Source organism: Micromonospora sp. PLK6-60, assembly GCF_019890675.1.
In the GTDB taxonomy this organism is placed as follows: Bacteria; Actinomycetota; Actinomycetes; order Mycobacteriales; family Micromonosporaceae; genus Micromonospora.
The window spans coordinates 194,304-209,690 of the sequence record NZ_JAIOAA010000009.1 but is presented as its reverse complement, the minus strand read 5'-3'; the positions used below and the strand labels follow the sequence as shown (position 1 = coordinate 209,690).

Below are 15,387 nucleotides of genomic sequence, written 5' to 3'. Positions count from 1 at the left end.
AGTACGCGCGGCACCTGGGCCACGCCGACATCCTGCGCGAGGCGATCGACGGCCGGACCGGCGAGTGACATCACGCAATCTCTCGTTGGCTCGCTCGTTCAGCGCGTCGTTCGTAGCACCCTGTAGCACAATTCGATAAGCTGTCCTCGTGGCCGAGCATGCCCCTCGAGAGATCACTCAGCGAGAGCTGCGGAATGACTCCGGCGCCATCATGCGCGGGGTGGAGCGCGGCGAGTCCTTCACCATCACCCGCAACGGCACGCCGATCGGCCGGTTGATCCCCATCCGCCGGCGCACCTTCGTGCCTCGCGCCGAGGCGATGGCCGCCTTCGCCACCGCGCCGGTTCTCGATGATGCGCAGTTCCGCAGTGACCTCGATGCGGCGATTGACCAGGACCTCCTCGACCGTGAGTGGTGAACCGCTGGTTCGCGGCCTGGTCGACACGAACATCGTCATCCTTCTGGCGGCTCTGGAGCCCGTGGAACTCCCTGACGAGTTGGTGATCAGCGCCGTCACGTTGGCGGAGCTCTCGGCTGGCCCGCATCACACGGATGACGCAGCGGAACGAGCGCGACGGATGAGCGTGCTGCAACATGCGGAGGCGACGTTTGACGCGCTGCCGTTCGATGCCGAAGCGGCCCGCGCCTTCCCGCTGCCGTCCTCGCCGCTGGCCGTGGCACCCGTCGGCGGATCGCCGATCTCATGATCGCCTCGGTGGCACACGCCAACGGCCTGCCCCTGTACACCACCAACCCCGCCGACTTCCTCGGGTTGGACGGTCTGATCGTCGTCCGCCCGGTCCGCCGGCCAGCCTGAACCGCAGCCGTCGTCCGCCGAGCGCAACGAGTGAGTCATCCCGCTCAACGCATCCGAGTTCGGCTGCGTACCCGAAGATATGAGCATGCGGATCCTCATGGCCGGCGCGTCCGGCTTCCTCGGCGCCCGGCTGGTCGACCGGCTCATCGCGGACGGACACCAGATCACCCGGCTGGTCCGGCGGCCGGCCCGGACCCCCGACGAGCGGCAGTGGAACCCGTCCGCCGCGCAGCTCGACCCCGGCGTGGTCGCCGAGGCCGACGCGGTGGTCAACCTGGCCGGCGCGGGCGTCGGCGACAAGCGCTGGGACGACGAGTACCGGGGGGTGATCCGGTCCAGCCGGGTCGACACCACCACCACGATCGCCATTACCATCGCCGGCCTGCCGGCGCAGGACCGGCCGGCGGTGCTGCTCAACTCCTCCGCGGTGGGCTGGTACGGCAACACCGGCGACCGCGCGGTCGAGGAGGACGCCCCGGCCGGCGAGGGTTTCCTGGCCGACGTCTGCCGGGTCTGGGAGGCCGCGACCCGGCCGGCCGAGGACGCCGGCGTACGGGTGGTGCGGCTGCGCACCGGGCTGCCGCTGCACCGCGACGGCGGCCTGCTGAAGCCGCAACTGCTCCCGTTCAAGCTGGGCATCGCCGGGCGGTTGGGCAGCGGCCGGCAGTGGATCCCCTGGATCGCGATGGTCGACTGGCTGGACGCCAGCACGTTCCTGCTGGCCCGCGACGACCTGGCCGGCCCGGTCAACGTGGTCGGCCCGAACCCGGTGACCAACGCGGAGTTCACCCGGGAACTGGCCCGCCAGCTGCACCGCCCGGCGATCATCCCGATCCCGGCGCTGGCGTTGAAGGTGGTGCTGGGCGGCTTCGCGCACGAGGCGCTCACCAGCACCCGGGTGCTGCCCGGCGTGCTCACCGGGGCCGGCTTCACCTTCCGCCACCCCGACCTGGCCGGCGCGCTGCACGCCGCCCTCACCGAGTGAAAGGAGGGGCCCCTTATTAACAGACGTCTGTTAATAAGGGGCCCCTCCTTTCACCTCAGCAGCCGATTACCCAGTAGCTGGGGGCGGTCTGCTTGAGGGTGGTCGTGTAGTACGTGTTGTAGAGGCCCATCCGCTGGTTGCTGCCCAACGCGTAGGCGTAGCCGCCGGACTGGTAGGCGCGGCCCGCCGTGACGTGGGCGTAGTTGCTGGCCGTCACGCAGGTCGGGGGCGTGGTCGGCGTGGGCGTCGGGGAGGCGGTCGGCGTGGGGGTCGGGGTGGTGCCACCGCCGCCGAGGCCGAAGAAGACCGCGTCCCGGTACGTCGAGCAGATGGTGTCCAGGAAGTACGCCCCGGCGGTGCCGCACTGGTCGGCGGCCGAGCCCGGGTCGACCGGGGTGCCGTGGCCCATGCCGGAGACCCGGTAGAGCCGGACGGCGTCGTTGCCGTACACCTCCAGGCTGGTGCCGGCGGGCAGCGAGGCGGTGCTGGTCGGGGTCTGCGAGACGCCGAGGACGTTGGTCCACTGGTCGCGGGACTCGACGGCGTTCATCGGGGCCACGGTGCTGTCGGAGGTGCCGTGCCAGATGGCCACCCGGGGACGCGGCCCGCTGTAGCCGGAGTAGGCGCCCCGGACCAGGTCCCCCCACTGCCCCGGGGTCTTGTCCACGCCCGGGGTCATGCAGGAGAACGCGTTGACCATGCTGGTGGCGCAGCGGTACGGGATGCCGGCGATCACCGAGCCGGCGGCGAACACGTCGGGGTAGGTGGCGAGCATGACCGCGCTCATCGCCCCGCCCGCGGAGAGCCCGCTGACGAAGACCCGGCCCGGGTCGACCGCGTAGTTGCTCCGCGCGTAGTCGACCATCTGCTTGATCGACAGCGCCTCGCCCTGCCCGCGGGCGGTGTCGCCGGTCTCGAACCAGTTGAAGCAGGAGTTCGCGTTGTTGCCCGACGGCTGCTGCGGCACGATCAGCGTGAACTTCCACGAGTCCGCGTACTTCTGCCAGCCGGAGTTGGCGAAGTAGGTCGAGGCGTTCTGGGTGCAGCCGTGCAGCAGCACCACGGCCGGGGCGTTGGCCGGCAGGCCGTCCGGCCGGTACGCGTACATGGCCAGGTTGCCGGGGTTGGAACCGAACCCGGTGACCTGGGTGAGCGACGCGGCCTGGGCGGGCAGCGCGGCGGTGAGCACCGCGGCGGCGGCGAGGACGGCCCCGGTGACCGCCCCGGCGAGTCTGACGAGGATGGATGAGCGGCGGCGCACGGCGACCTCCCGGTGGTGGATGTGAACTGAGTCACTCCTGATGTGCCGCGACGTTACGTCCGTGTTTCCAACTTGCGACATGGCGGGCGCTCACACATTCGCTCCGGCCGATGTGTTGCTCGGGGGCCGGCACGCCGCCGGCCCCCGAGCCGGGTCAGCAGTTGCGCAGTTCCGGGGACTGGTTACGGATCTGCGCCAGCGGCGAGACGAACTCGCGGTGCGCCACCCCGCCGGCCAGTTCCGGCGGGAAGGCGGCCACCCGGTGACAGTTCTGGAAGGCCAGTCGCACGCCGAAGTGCCGCTCCAGCGCGCCCCGGATCGCGTCACTGGCCAGCGCGCGCAGCAACTGGCCCCGCTCCGCCTCTGACGGCGGCGGCACCGCGTGGTCCGCCGGGCCGCGCGCGGCCGTCGCGCGGGCGGCGACGTCGGCGACCACCGACCAGGCGTACGGCAGCGACCGGCGGACGCAGTCGACGAAGTCGGCGTCGTCGATCCGGCCGGCCTCGGCGCGCTCGAGCAGTGCGGTGGGTACGTCGAGGGACATCTTCTTCCTCCTTCAGGACAGTGGACAGCTAACGCAATTGGATGTCGTTTTCATCTGGCGGTCAAGCTTTCGTGTCTGCCCGGCGTGTCCCGAAACGGTTGGTAACGTCCGCTCCGTGCAGAGCTCCCCGTCCGTGGTCGGCGACCCCTCTCCCCCGGCGCGCGCTCCCCGGCGCCACCGCGCCGACCTGGTGGTCGGGCTGCTCGCGGTGGCCCTGGCCCTCTGGGTCACCAGTGGACTGTGGCGGGACCCGAACAGCCGGGCGGTCAGCGTCAACGCCAGCGACCAGGCGCTGTTCGAGTGGCTGCTGGCCTTCGGCGGGCACGCGCTCACCCACGGGCAGGACCCGCTCTTCACCCACCTGATCAACGTCCCGGACGGGGTCAACCTCGCGGTCAACACCTCGATCACCGTGTACGCGGCGGTGTTCGCCCCGCTGACGTACCTGGTCGGGCCGCCGGCCACCTTCCTGGTGATCCTCACGCTCAACCTGGCCGCCACCGCGCTGGCCTGGTACTGGCTGCTCAGCCGGCACCTGGTCGGCAGCCGGCTCGCCGCCGGGGTGGGCGCGCTGTTCATCGCGTACTCCCCGGGCATGGTGTCGCACGCCAACGCCCACCTGAACTGGACCGCCGGCTGGCTGGTGCCGCTGCTGGTGTGGGGGGTGTTCGCGCTGCGCCGGCCCGGGCGCTGGCTGCGCGGCGGCGTCGTGCTCGGGCTGCTGGTGGCGGTCGCCTTCTCGATCGCCGCCGAGGGGCTCTTCTTCACCGCGCTGGCGCTGGCCCTGTTCCTGGCGGTGTGGTCGCTGCACCCGGCCCGCCGGGCGCAGGCCCGGGCCGCCCTGCCGGACCTGCTGCGCGGGCTCGGGGTGACCGCGCTGGTCGCCGGGGTGCTGCTGGCATACCCGCTCTGGCTGCACTTCGCCGGGCCGCAGCGGTTCCACGGCACCGGCTTCGACCCGGTGATCCACTCCGAGGACCTCGCCGCGTTCGGGGCGTTCCCGCGCCGCTCGCTGGCCGGCGCGCTGGGCTGGGGCACCGGGCTGGCGCCCAACCCGACCGAGGAGAACTCCTTCTTCGGGGTGCCGCTGCTGTTGCTCGCCGTCGGCTGCTTCGTCTGGCTGTGGCGCCGGGCCGCCCCCGCCCGCCGGGCCACGCTGGCCGCGCTCGGGGTGACCGCGCTGGTCTTCGCGGCCCTGTCCCTCGGCCCCCGGGCCAAGTGGGACGGGCACCGCACCGGCCAGTTGCTGCCGTTCGGCCTGCTGGACAACCTGCCGGTGGTCAACGCCGCGCTCCCGTCCCGGCTGGCGCTGGTGGTGGCGCCGGTGATCGGGCTGCTGCTGGCGTACACCGTGGACAGCCTGCGCACCGACCCGCCGCGGGTGCGGGCGGCCTGGACCGCCGCGTTCGCCGCCGCCCTGCTGCCGCTGCTGCCCACCCCGCTGCTGACCAGCGCGCGCGAGCCGATCCCGGCGTTCATCACGGCCGGGACCTGGCAGCGGTACGTCCCGCCCGGCGGGGTGCTCACCCCGCTGCCGCTCACCCTCGACGTCACCCCCGACGGCCAGCGCTGGCAGGCGTACGCCCTGTCGCACGGGCAGGGCGAGTTCCGCATCCCGGCCGGCTTCTTCCTCGGCCCCGGCGGCCCGGCCGGGCGCGGCAAGATCGGCCCGGTCCCCCGGACCTTCGACACCCTGATGGACCAGGCCGGCCGGACCGGGCTGGTGCCGATCATCACCGAGGGCAGCATCCGGCTCTGCCGGGCCGACCTGCGGTACTGGGGGGTCGCCGCGGTGGTGCTGGCCGACCGGGTGCACGGCGCGAAGTACGACCTCGACGAGGACGCGCTGCGGCGCACCGCCACCGCGATCCTCGGCCCGCCGAAGCGGGTGGACGACGTCTGGCTCTGGACCGTGCCGGGTGACTGACGCAACGCCGCTCACCCCAGGTGACCGGCGGGTACGGGTCTAGGCTGGACGGGTGACCACGACGACTTCCGGCCTGAGCGCCGTCCGCGCGGGGGTGCTCGACTACCAGGCCGCCTGGGACGAGCAGCGCCGGCTGCACGACGCGGTGGTGGCCGGCGAGCAGGGCGACACCGTGCTGCTGCTGGAGCACCCGAGCGTCTACACCGCCGGCAAGCGCACCGAGCCGTGGGACCGCCCGATGGACGGCACCCCGGTGGTCGACGTCGACCGGGGCGGCAAGATCACCTGGCACGGGCCGGGGCAGCTCGTCGGCTACCCGATCCTCCGCCTCCCCGACCCGGTGGACGTGGTCGCGTACGTGCGGCGGGTCGAGCAGATGCTGATCGACGTCTGCGCCGAGTTCGGGCTGACCGCCGGCCGGGTCGACGGGCGCAGCGGCGTCTGGGTGCCCGAGGACGACCGGGGGCCGGCCCGCAAGGTGGCCGCCATCGGCATCCGGGTGGCCCGCGGGGTGACCCTGCACGGCTTCTCGATCAACTGCGACTGCGACCTGACGTACTTCGACCGGATTGTGCCCTGCGGCATCCGCGACGCGGGCGTCACCTCGCTCACCGCCGAGCTGGGTCGCCCGGTCACCGTCGCCGACGTGCTGCCGGTGGTCGAGCGGCACCTGCCGACGATCGTGACGGTCTGAGCGGATCTCCGGCACGTAGGCTTCCTCTGTGCGCATCGACCTGGTCACCCTCGTGGTCGCCGAATACGACCCGGCGATCGACTTCTTCACCGAGGTGCTCGGCTTCGAGCTGGTCGAGGACACCCCGTCGCGGACCAACGACGGCCGGCCGAAGCGCTGGGTGGTGGTCCGCCCGCCCGGCGGCGGCACCGGCCTGCTGCTGGCCCGCGCCGACGGCGAGCGGCAGCAGGAGGCGGTGGGCGACCAGACCCACGGCCGGGTCGGCTTCTTCCTCCAGGTCGACGACTTCGACGCCACCTACCGGCGGATGGTCGAGGCGAAGGTCGAGTTCGTGAAGCCGCCGCGCACCGAGCCGTACGGCCGGGTCGCCGTCTTCCGCGACCTGGCCGGCAACCCCTGGGATCTGCTCGGCCCCGCCTGATCCTCCGAAAGGACCCCTCGATGACCGACGTGCTCCCCACCCAGCGGCGGATCGCCGACGAGCTCGCGGTGGCACCCACCTTCGACGTCGACGAGGAGATCGAGCGGCGGGTGGTGTTCCTGGCCGACCGGCTGGTGGACACCGGGCTGGCGGCGCTGGTGCTCGGCATCAGCGGCGGCGTGGACTCCACCACCGCCGGCCGGCTGTGCCAACTCGCCGTCGAGCGGGCCCGGGCCGCCGGCCACCACGCCGCCTTCGTCGCCATGCGGCTGCCGTACCGGGTGCAGGCCGACGAGCACCACGCCCGGGCGGCGCTGGAGTTCATCCGGCCGGACCAGGTGCTCACCGTCGACGTCGCGCCGGCCAGCGACGCCGCGCTGGACGCGCTGGACGCGGCGGGGACCGCGTTCCGCGACGACGCCCAGCGGGACTTCGTGCACGGCAACATCAAGGCGCGGCAGCGGATGATCGCCCAGTACGCGGTGGCCGGGGCGATGAACGGGCTGGTCGTCGGCACCGACCACGCCGCCGAGGCGGTCACCGGCTTCTTCACCAAACACGGCGACGGCGCGGCCGACGTGGTGCCGCTGGCCGGGCTGACCAAGCGCCGGGTGCGGGCGCTCGCCCAGCGGCTCGGCGCGCCCGCCGAGCTGGTCGGCAAGGCGCCCACCGCCGACCTGGAGAGCCTCGCCCCGGGCAAGCTGGACGAGGACGCGCTCGGCCTGGCGTACGAGCACATCGACGACTACCTGGAGGGCCGGCCGGTCCCGGCGGAGGTGGAGCTGGCCCTGGTGGCCCGCTACCGGGCCACGGAGCACAAGCGCCGGCTGCCGAGCGCGCCGTAGGGAGGTAAGGAGGGGGCCCCTGTTAACGCATTTTGTATAGCAGGGGCCCCTTCTTAACACCCGTCCCTCGCCCTCAGGGCGTCAGCCGGTGCAGGTCGCGCGGGAAGGCGGTCACCTCCCGGACGTTCGCCGCGCCGGTGAGCCGGGCCACGAACCGCTCCAGCCCGATGGCGAAGCCACCGTGCGGCGGCATCCCGTGCCGGAACGCGTCCAGATAGCCGGCGTACGGCCCCACCGGCTCGCCCCGCGCGGCCAGCGCCGCCAGGTAGTCGGCGTGCCGGTGCAGCCGCTGCCCGCCGGTCACCAGCTCCAGACCGCGAAAGAGCAGGTCGAAGCCGTTCGAGTACGCCGGGCGGGCCGGGTCGGGATGGGTGTAGAACGGTCGCTTCGCCATCGGGTAGCCGGTGACGAAGAGGAAGTCGCTGCCGTGCTCCCGGGCCGCCCACTCCCCCAGCGCCCGCTCGTGCGCCGGGGCGAGGTCCGGCTCGTCGGCCGGCGCCCCGGCGATCGCCAGCGCCTCGGTGAAGTGCACGGCGGGGATCTCCGCCGGCACGGCGGGCAGCGCCACCCCGAGGGTGGCGACCGCCGCCCCGGCCCGCGAGCCGACCTCGCCCAGCATGCCGGCCAGGGTGTCGCGCAGCGCCCGCATCACGTCGCGGTGGTCGGTCACGAAGCCCAGCTCCACGTCGAGGGAGGTGTACTGCGCCAGGTGCCGGGTGGTGTCGTGCGGCTCGGCCCGGAACACCGGCCCCACCTCGTACACCCGCTCGAAGACCCCCACCATGAGCTGCTTGTAGAACTGCGGCGACTGGGCCAGATACGCGGGCCGGCCGAACCAGTCCAGCGCGAAGACGTTCGCCCCGCTCTCGGTGGCCGAACCGACCACCTTCGGGGTGTGGATCTCGGTGAACCCGCGGGCGTCCAGCGCGGCCCGGAAACCGGCCACCGCCGCCGCCGAGATCCGCAGCGCCGCCGACCGGGTCGGGTGCCGCAGCGCGACCGGCGCGTGGTCGAGCTGGGTGGGCAGGGTGGCGGTGAGCGCCGGCCGGTACAGGTCGAACGGGGGCGGCTCGGCGGGCGGCCCGAGCAGACGTACGGTCGGCTCGGTCAGCTCGACCCCGGCGGGAGCGGCGCATCCGCGCCGTGCGACCACCGTGCCGACGACCTCGACGACCGTCTCCTCGGTGAGCGCCTCGACCTGCGCGCGGGCGGCGGGCGCGGCGACCACCACCTGGGCGAGCCCGGCGGCGTCCCGGACGATCAGGAAGGCCACCGACTTGAGCAGCCGGCGGCGGTGCACCCAGCCGGCGATCCGAACGGACTCGCCGACGTGGTGTCCGAGCTGGGTGGAGAGGGTGCGTTGCATGACGGTGACTCCTCGGTCGATCGCGGCGCCGTCACCGCCCTCGGCGGCGAGGCGTCGCCTCAACCCGGGGAGGTGTGGGCGAGCGGGTCCTCGCGGTGCCACCACACCTTCGCCGCGGCCGGAGCCGGGCCTCGTTCGTCGCCTTTTCACCGGGGCCAGCCGGGCGGGCTCTACTGGGCGGGGGTGTTAAGAAGGGGCCCTTCCTCTACCGGAAGCGTTAACAGGGGGCCCTTCCTTACACAGCAGCCGTTCTTCCCGCGGCTCGGGAGGGTCTTCGCGCACCGGCGCCAGACCGCCTTCCAGCAAACGGCGGCTCTCTGCACTGGCGGGATCGGCGCGCTACTTGGCTCCGTCACAGCCTTGGCGGGCACGCTAACACCCGCCGGCGGCGGCTGTAACGCGGATTTTGGGCACTTTGGTGTCCGGTGTCACAAGCTCTCCGGCGTGACGCCCGTCGCCCGACGTTCATCGACGGCCACCGTCGGGCGTAGGCTCGGTTTTGTGACGATCGAGCACTCCGCGCCGACGACGACGCCGCAGGCCACTCGTACCGCGACGGCCGCCCCCGAGGGGCGACGGCTGCTGCGGATCGAGGCCCGCAACGCCGAGACGCCGATCGAGCGCAAGCCGCCATGGATCAAGGTCAAGGCCAAGATGGGCCCGGAATACACCCAGTTGCGCGGGCTGGTCTCGCGCGAGGGGCTGCACACCGTGTGCCAGGAGGCCGGCTGCCCCAACATCTACGAATGTTGGGAGGACCGGGAGGCCACCTTCCTCATCGGCGGTGACCAGTGCACCCGGCGCTGCGACTTCTGCCAGATCGACACCGGCAAGCCGGCCGAGTTCGACGCCGACGAGCCGCGCCGGGTCGCCGAGTCGGTGGTCTCGATGGGGCTGCGCTACGCCACCGTCACCGGCGTCGCCCGCGACGACCTCCCCGACGGCGGCGCCTGGCTGTACGCCGAGACGGTTCGGCAGATCCACGCCCTCCAGCCCGGCTGCGGCGTCGAGCTGCTGATCCCCGACTTCAACGCGGTCCCCGAGCAGCTCGCCGAGGTGTTCGGCGCCCGCCCCGAGGTGCTCGCGCACAACGTCGAGACGGTGCCCCGGATCTTCAAGCGGATCCGGCCGGCGTTCCGCTACGAGCGGTCGCTCGACGTGATCCGGCAGGCCCGCGCCGACGGCCTGGTCACCAAGAGCAACCTGATCCTCGGCATGGGCGAGGAGCGGGCCGAGGTGTCCCAGGCGCTGCGCGACCTGCACGACGCCGGCTGCGAGCTGATCACCATCACGCAGTACCTTCGCCCCTCCCCCCGGCACCACCCGGTCACCCGCTGGGTCAAGCCGGAGGAGTTCGTCGAGCTGCGCGAGGAGGCCGAGGAGATCGGCTTCGCCGGGGTGATGAGCGGGCCGCTGGTGCGCTCGTCGTACCGGGCCGGCCGGCTCTACCGCCAGGCCCTGGAGGCGCGCGACCGGGTCACCGCCGCCGGCTGAGCCGGCCGCGCCGCGTCCCGGCCGCCGGCCGCGGATGCCATGATCTGCGGCATGACCACGGGGGTACGCCGGCAGGCGGATACGCGCGGCGACACGCGGCTGCCCCGGTGGTCCCGTCCCGGCTCGCCCGCCGGGCCGCTCACCCTGGCGGTGCTGCTCGCCGCGGTGGCGTACCGGGTGGTGCTGGTGCTGGCCGACAACCCGCCGACCAACAGCGACGAGGCGACCATGGGGCTCGCCGCGCTGCACATCGCGCAGGGGCGGGACTTCCCGGTCTGGTTCTACGGCCAGGCGTACATGGGCACGCTGGAGGCGTACCTGGCGGCGCCGGTCGTCGCCGTGTTCGGCCCGTCCACGGTCGCGCTGCGGGTGCCCACCCTCGCCCTGTACGCGCTCTTCCTCGCGCTGGCCTGGCGGCTGACCCGGCGGCTCGGCGGTGACCCCTGGTTCGCGCTGCTGGTGGTGGGGCTGCTCGCGCTCGGCTCGGACCGGGTGCTGAAGAACCAGCTGATCGCCGGGGGCGGCTATCCGGAGCTGAACCCGGCCGGCGCGGCGCTGGCGCTGCTCACCCTCGGCCTGTGCGCCGCCGACCGGCGGGCCCGGCTGCCCGGTCGGGCCCTGTGGCGGTGGGCCGGCTGGGGAGTGCTCGCCGGCCTGATGCTCTGGGTCGACCCGCTGCTGCTGCCGTACCTGGTCGCGCTCGGCGCGGTGCTGCTGGTGTGGCGCCGGCGGGAACTGGCCGGCCGGGCCGGGATGGTGCTGGTCGGGGCGGTGCTGCTCGGGGCGGCTCCGATGCTGATGGACAGCGTCGTGCACGGCCGCAACCCGCTGACCGCGGTGCTCGCGGCCGGTGGTGGCGGCGCCACCGCCGGCTGGGCCGACCGGCTGTACGGCGGGCTGGTGCTCGGCCCGCCGCTGAGCGCCGGCTTCTGCTCCCCCGGCCACTGCGCCTGGTGGCAACTGTGGTGGGCCGCCGCGCTCCCGCTCCTCCTTCTGCTCGGCGCCGCCGCGGCGGTTCGCCGCCTGCGCGTCCCCGCCCCGCCTGTCGCCCCACCCGCGCCGGTCCCGGCCGCGCCCGCGCCGGTCCCGGCCCCACCCGCGCCGGTCCCGGACGCGCCGGATCTTGGCAACTTACTGTTCGAGGCGAACGGAAACTCGCCAAGATTCACCAGCGGCGGTCCGCAGAGCGACGGACCGGCGCAGGACGAGCGGGGAATCGGCGAGCCGGCGGGCGACGAGCGGGTCGGGGCGGCGGTGCGGCTGGCGCTGCTCGCCGGGGCGGCGGGACTGCTCGCGGCGTACGCGGTCAGCGGCGCGGCCGGGCGCAGCCCGACGGAGAGCGCGCGTTACCTGTCCTGCCTGGCGGTCGCCAGCCCGGCCCTGCTCTGGCCGCTCTGGACGGCGGCCCGGCGGGCGGCCCCGGGGCGGTGGGCCGGCGTGGCCCGCGGCGCGGCGGTCGCCGTGCTGGCCGCCATGCTCGCCACCGGCGGGTACGCCACCTGGGCGGCGCTCGCCCGGGCCCCCGAGGTACGCGCCGAGGCGCAGCGGCACCGGGCGCTCGTCGACACCCTGCACGAGCTGGGCGTCCGGCACGTCCGGGCCGGCTACTGGACCTGCAACCGGCTGGTCTTCGCCACCGCCGAGCGGGTGGTCTGCGCGGTGGTGGACGACCGGTTGCGCCCCGGCCACGACCGCTTCCCGGCATACCGGCGGGCGGTCGACGCGGCGCCCGACGCGGCCTGGGTGGCACCGGCCGGCTCGCCCCTCGCGGCCCGCCTCGACCAGCGCCTCGACCCAGGCGACCTGCGCCTGGTTCCGGTGGCCGGCTGGCGCATCTACCTCCCCCGCCACTGACCACCCGCGCGGGCCCCGGCACTTGATCGTTGGCACGCGAGCTGCACGACACGCCGGGGCGCACACTGCTGAGCCGCCAACGATCTGGGCGGCGCGGTCAGCGCCGGACCCGCGGCGCGGTCAGCGCCGGGTCAGCCGCCGCGCTGGTGGGGCACCGCGGCGGCCGGTTCGAGCAGGCCGAGGCGGTGGGCCAGGGCGGCGGCCTCCACCCGGTTGCTGACGTCCAGCTTCGCGATGATCCGCGAGACGTGCACGCTCGCCGTCTTGGGCGAGATGAACAACTGCTCGGCGATCCGGCTGTTGCTGTGCCCGGCGGCGACCAGCAGCAGCACCTCCCGCTCCCGCGAGGTGAGCAGGTCGGTGCCGGGGCCGCCCCGGCCGGGCAGGCCGACCCGGCGGGCCAGGGTGGCCACCTGCTCGGCCAGCGGCGCCGCGCCGAGACTGTCGGCCAGCGCCCCGGCCTCGCGGACCGCCTCGGCGACCTCGGAGCGCTGCCCGGCCGCGGCGGCGGCCCCGGCCAGCTCCAGCAGCGCCCGGCCCAGCGGGTACGGCTGACCGTCGGTCCGCCACGCCTCGACCGCGGCCCGCCACGCCGGCAGGGCCGCCGGACCGGCCGCCCGCAGCGCCGCCACCGTGGCGGCGTGCGCCCGTTCCGCCGGATACCGGGCGGGCAGTCCGGCGGCGAGCGCGCCGACCATGGCGCCCAGTTCGGGCACCGCGTACCGGGCGGCGGTGCGGGCCGCGGCGGTGAGCAGCGGCCAGCCCTCCCGGGGCAGGTCGGGCAGGCGCTCGTCGGCCAGCGCGTCGTGCGCGGCGCGGACCGCCTCGGCCCGGTCGTCGGCGGCGAGCGCCGCCTCGATCCGCAGCTCGTGCAGGGGCAGCCGGTGGTTGGGCCAGAGGTACGGCCGGGCCAGGAAGCCCAGCGCCCGGCCGACCAGGTCGTCGGCGGCCGGGTGCGCCCGGGCCAGCCGCAGCCCGGCCCGCAGTTGCAGCCAGTGCAGCCCGGACACGCCGGGCGGGTCGGTCCGGGCCGCCTGCGCGCAGGCCGTCTCGGCCTCGTCCCAACGGCCCAGGGCGATCAGCGCCTCGGCCTGGTTCGACAGCAGGTACGCCCCACCGGAGCGGCTGATCCCGACCCGGCGCGCCTCGGTCACCCCCTCTGCGGCGGCCGCCGCCGAGTCGGCGTACCGGCCCAGCTCGAAGAGCACGTCGGAGAGGTAGACCAGCGCGCTGACCAGCGCCGGCCCGTTGCCGGCGGCGCGGGCCAGCGCCTCGGCCCGGCGCAGGTCGGCCAGCCCGCGCGCCGAGTCCTGGCCGAGCCGGCAGAGCATCGCGATCCGGGTGGGCAGCAGCGTGAGGTCCTCGCCGAGCGCCACCGCCCCGGCCATCGCCTCGTCGGCCACCGCGACGGCCTGCTCAGGATCGAGCTTGGACAGGTGGGCGGCGACGTCGGCGAGCAGCCGGACCCGCTCCGGGCCCTCCGGCACCCGACCCGCCAGCCGGTACGCCTCGCGCACCTCGACGCTGCCGTCGCTCTTGCCGAGCAGGGCCAGCAGCCGGCCGCGCCGGAACAGCAGCCAGGCCGCGCGCAGCGGTTCGGCGTCCCGGTCCACCTCGGCCAGGGCGGCCCGGGTGAGGGTGATCGCCCGGCCGTAGTCCCCGGCGGTGGTGGCCGCGTCGAGGGTCTCCTCCAGCACCGCGAGGTGGTCCATGCCGAGCCGGTCCGCCGCGTCGGGCACCTGCTCCCAGAGCTCCAGCACCCGTTCCAGCAGCCGGCTCTGCTCGGCGTACGCGTACCGGTCGGCCGCGGCGGTGGCCGCCGCGCGGGCGGCGACCAGGGCCCGGGGGTGGTCGTGCGCGGCGTGCCAGTGGTGGGCGATCTCGGCCGGGGCCCGGCCGGCGGGGACCAGTTGCGGGTGCGCCTCGATCGCGGCCGCGAACCGGGCGTGCAGCCGGGCGTGCTCGCCGGGCAGCAGCTCGTCGTGCACCGCCTCGCGGACCAGGGCGTGCCGGAACTCGTAGTCGCCGTCCGGGTCGGCGACGACCAGCTGGGCGGCCACGGCGGCGCGCAGCGCGTCCTCCAGCTCGGCCTCGGGCAGGCCGGCCACCTCGGCGAGCAACTGGTGCGCGAAGCGGGTCCCGCCGGCGGCGGCGATCCGCAGCACCCGCTGGGCCGGGTCGGGCAGCCGGTCCACCCGGGCCAGCAGCAGGTCGCGCAGGGTGTCGGGCAGCGTGGCGCAGCCGACCGGGGAGCCGGCCGCGGCCAGCTCCTCGATGAAGAACGGGTTGCCCTGGGTGCGCTCGTGCACGTCGTCGACCCCCCGGGCGGGCGGCTCCGCCCCGAGCAGGTCGGTCAGCACCGCCGCCGTGCCGTCCCGGTCCAGCCGGGCCAGCTCGACCCGCTCGACACCCCGGACCCGGTCCAGCTCGGCGAGGAAGGGCCGCAGCGGGTGGCCCCGGTGCAGCTCGTCGGTGCGGTAGGTGCAGACCAGCAGCAACCGGCCCGGGCGGGCGGCGCGCACCAGGAACCCGATCAGGTCCCGGGTGGAGCGGTCGGCCCAGTGCAGATCCTCGATCACCAGCACCAGCGGGCCGGCCTCGGCGAGCCGGTGGAACAGGTCGGCCACCAGGTCGAACAGGTAGCCGCGCGGGGTGTCGGAGGCGAGCGGCCCGGCGGGTGCCGCGACGGCGGCCGGGCCCCGGGCCAGCTCGGGCAGCAGGCGGGCGAACTCCGCCTCGTACCCGTCGAGGACGCCCGGGCCGTCGCGGCGCAGCAGCTCGCGCAGCGCGGCGGCGAACGGCGCGAAGGGCAGGCCGGCCTCGCCCAGCTCCAGGCACTGGCCGACCAGCAGCCGGGCGCCCGTCCCGGCCGCCGCCGTCCCGAACTCGTCCAGCAGCCGGGTCTTGCCCACCCCGGCCTCGCCGCCGACCAGGACGGTGGTGGGCTCGCCGGCGCCGGCCCGGCCGAGCGCGGCGCGCAGCGCCGCCAGCTCACGCTGGCGGCCGACGAGGACGGTGCTGGTGGCGCGTACGGTCACGGCACCGAGCATGCCATGACGGCCCGACCCGGCCAGTCCGCCGACCGGCCGTGGCCCGGCCGACCCGGCCGCCCCCGTGGCGGCCGGGCCGGCGGATTCCGTGCCGGCCCGGCCGGCGGTGGCCGGCGCCGGCGGCGCGAC

At 74.8% G+C, this 15,387-nt stretch carries 14 protein-coding genes; 10 read left to right on the top strand and 4 right to left on the bottom strand.

Annotated features, from left to right (window positions below):
- From K7640_RS31015 to K7640_RS19140, 4 genes are all read left to right on the top strand, one after another.
- Positions 1-68 (top strand): DUF664 domain-containing protein (locus K7640_RS31015; RefSeq protein WP_222956251.1); only part of this gene is annotated, 68 nt, incomplete at its 5' end.
- 80 nt (positions 69-148) lie between these two features.
- The gene (locus K7640_RS19150) at positions 149-418 is read left to right on the top strand and encodes a type II toxin-antitoxin system prevent-host-death family antitoxin (RefSeq protein WP_308042601.1); all 270 of its coding nucleotides are present in this window, start codon (positions 149-151) and stop codon (positions 416-418) included.
- The gene (locus K7640_RS19145; RefSeq protein WP_222956235.1) at positions 408-707 is read left to right on the top strand and encodes a hypothetical protein; all 300 of its coding nucleotides are present in this window, start codon (positions 408-410) and stop codon (positions 705-707) included. Before K7640_RS19150 ends, K7640_RS19145 begins: the two co-directional genes overlap by 11 nt.
- Before the next feature lie 195 nt (positions 708-902).
- Positions 903-1,802, top strand: coding sequence for a TIGR01777 family oxidoreductase (locus tag K7640_RS19140; RefSeq protein WP_222956234.1), 900 nt, complete (start codon positions 903-905; stop codon positions 1,800-1,802).
- A 55-nt stretch (positions 1,803-1,857) separates the two neighbouring features.
- On the opposite strand, the gene K7640_RS19135 is transcribed toward K7640_RS19140, so the two are convergent.
- Together K7640_RS19135 and K7640_RS19130 are read right to left on the bottom strand one after the other, a co-directional pair.
- A complete protein-coding gene (locus K7640_RS19135; RefSeq protein WP_222956233.1) occupies positions 1,858-3,063 on the bottom strand; it encodes a PHB depolymerase family esterase in 1,206 nt (401 codons plus the stop codon).
- A 154-nt stretch (positions 3,064-3,217) separates the two neighbouring features.
- Positions 3,218-3,607, bottom strand: coding sequence for an SCO5389 family protein (locus K7640_RS19130; protein ID WP_222956232.1), 390 nt, complete (start codon positions 3,605-3,607; stop codon positions 3,218-3,220).
- 115 nt (positions 3,608-3,722) lie between these two features.
- Between K7640_RS19130 and K7640_RS19125 the strand changes: the two genes are divergently transcribed.
- Genes K7640_RS19125 through nadE form a run of 4 tightly spaced genes read left to right on the top strand, consistent with a single transcriptional unit; the run spans position 3,723 to position 7,494 of the window.
- Positions 3,723-5,534, top strand: coding sequence for a DUF2079 domain-containing protein (locus tag K7640_RS19125; protein WP_222956231.1), 1,812 nt, complete (start codon positions 3,723-3,725; stop codon positions 5,532-5,534).
- A 52-nt stretch (positions 5,535-5,586) separates the two neighbouring features.
- The gene (gene lipB, locus K7640_RS19120; protein ID WP_222956230.1) at positions 5,587-6,228 is read left to right on the top strand and encodes a lipoyl(octanoyl) transferase LipB; all 642 of its coding nucleotides are present in this window, start codon (positions 5,587-5,589) and stop codon (positions 6,226-6,228) included.
- A 28-nt stretch (positions 6,229-6,256) separates the two neighbouring features.
- The gene (locus K7640_RS19115; RefSeq protein WP_222956229.1) at positions 6,257-6,649 is read left to right on the top strand and encodes a VOC family protein; all 393 of its coding nucleotides are present in this window, start codon (positions 6,257-6,259) and stop codon (positions 6,647-6,649) included.
- Positions 6,650-6,669: 20 nt separating this feature from the next.
- Positions 6,670-7,494 carry an ammonia-dependent NAD(+) synthetase gene (nadE, locus tag K7640_RS19110; RefSeq protein ID WP_222956228.1) on the top strand — a complete coding sequence of 275 codons (825 nt, stop codon included), beginning with the start codon at positions 6,670-6,672 and terminating at the stop codon, positions 7,492-7,494.
- A 73-nt stretch (positions 7,495-7,567) separates the two neighbouring features.
- On the opposite strand, the gene aspS is transcribed toward nadE, so the two are convergent.
- Positions 7,568-8,860 carry an aspartate--tRNA(Asn) ligase gene (gene aspS, locus K7640_RS19105; protein ID WP_222956227.1) on the bottom strand — a complete coding sequence of 431 codons (1,293 nt, stop codon included), beginning with the start codon at positions 8,858-8,860 and terminating at the stop codon, positions 7,568-7,570.
- 444 nt (positions 8,861-9,304) lie between these two features.
- On the opposite strand from aspS, the gene lipA reads away from it, so the two are divergent.
- Positions 9,305-10,354 (top strand): lipoyl synthase, encoded by a 1,050-nt coding sequence (gene lipA, locus K7640_RS19100; RefSeq protein ID WP_222956226.1) that lies wholly within the window; start codon positions 9,305-9,307, stop codon positions 10,352-10,354.
- A gap of 51 nt (positions 10,355-10,405) precedes the next feature.
- Entirely contained in the window at positions 10,406-12,208 is a 1,803-nt protein-coding gene (locus K7640_RS19095; RefSeq protein WP_255609427.1) for a DUF423 domain-containing protein, read from the top strand.
- A 131-nt stretch (positions 12,209-12,339) separates the two neighbouring features.
- Here K7640_RS19095 and K7640_RS19090 read toward each other — a convergent pair whose 3' ends face one another.
- Positions 12,340-15,246, bottom strand: a complete 2,907-nt coding sequence (locus tag K7640_RS19090; protein WP_308042600.1) for an AAA family ATPase — start codon at positions 15,244-15,246, stop codon at positions 12,340-12,342.
- Positions 15,247-15,387: the final 141 nt, after the last annotated feature.

Coding starts and splice junctions, on each gene's coding strand:
- K7640_RS19140 (WP_222956234.1), top strand. CDS start 903: ATGCGGATCCTCATGGCCGGCGCGTCCGGCTTCCTCGGCGCCCGGCTG.
- K7640_RS19130 (WP_222956232.1), bottom strand. CDS start 3,607: ATGTCCCTCGACGTACCCACCGCACTGCTCGAGCGCGCCGAGGCCGGC.
- nadE (WP_222956228.1), top strand. CDS start 6,670: ATGACCGACGTGCTCCCCACCCAGCGGCGGATCGCCGACGAGCTCGCG.
- aspS (WP_222956227.1), bottom strand. CDS start 8,860: ATGCAACGCACCCTCTCCACCCAGCTCGGACACCACGTCGGCGAGTCC.
- K7640_RS19095 (WP_255609427.1), top strand. CDS start 10,406: ATGACCACGGGGGTACGCCGGCAGGCGGATACGCGCGGCGACACGCGG.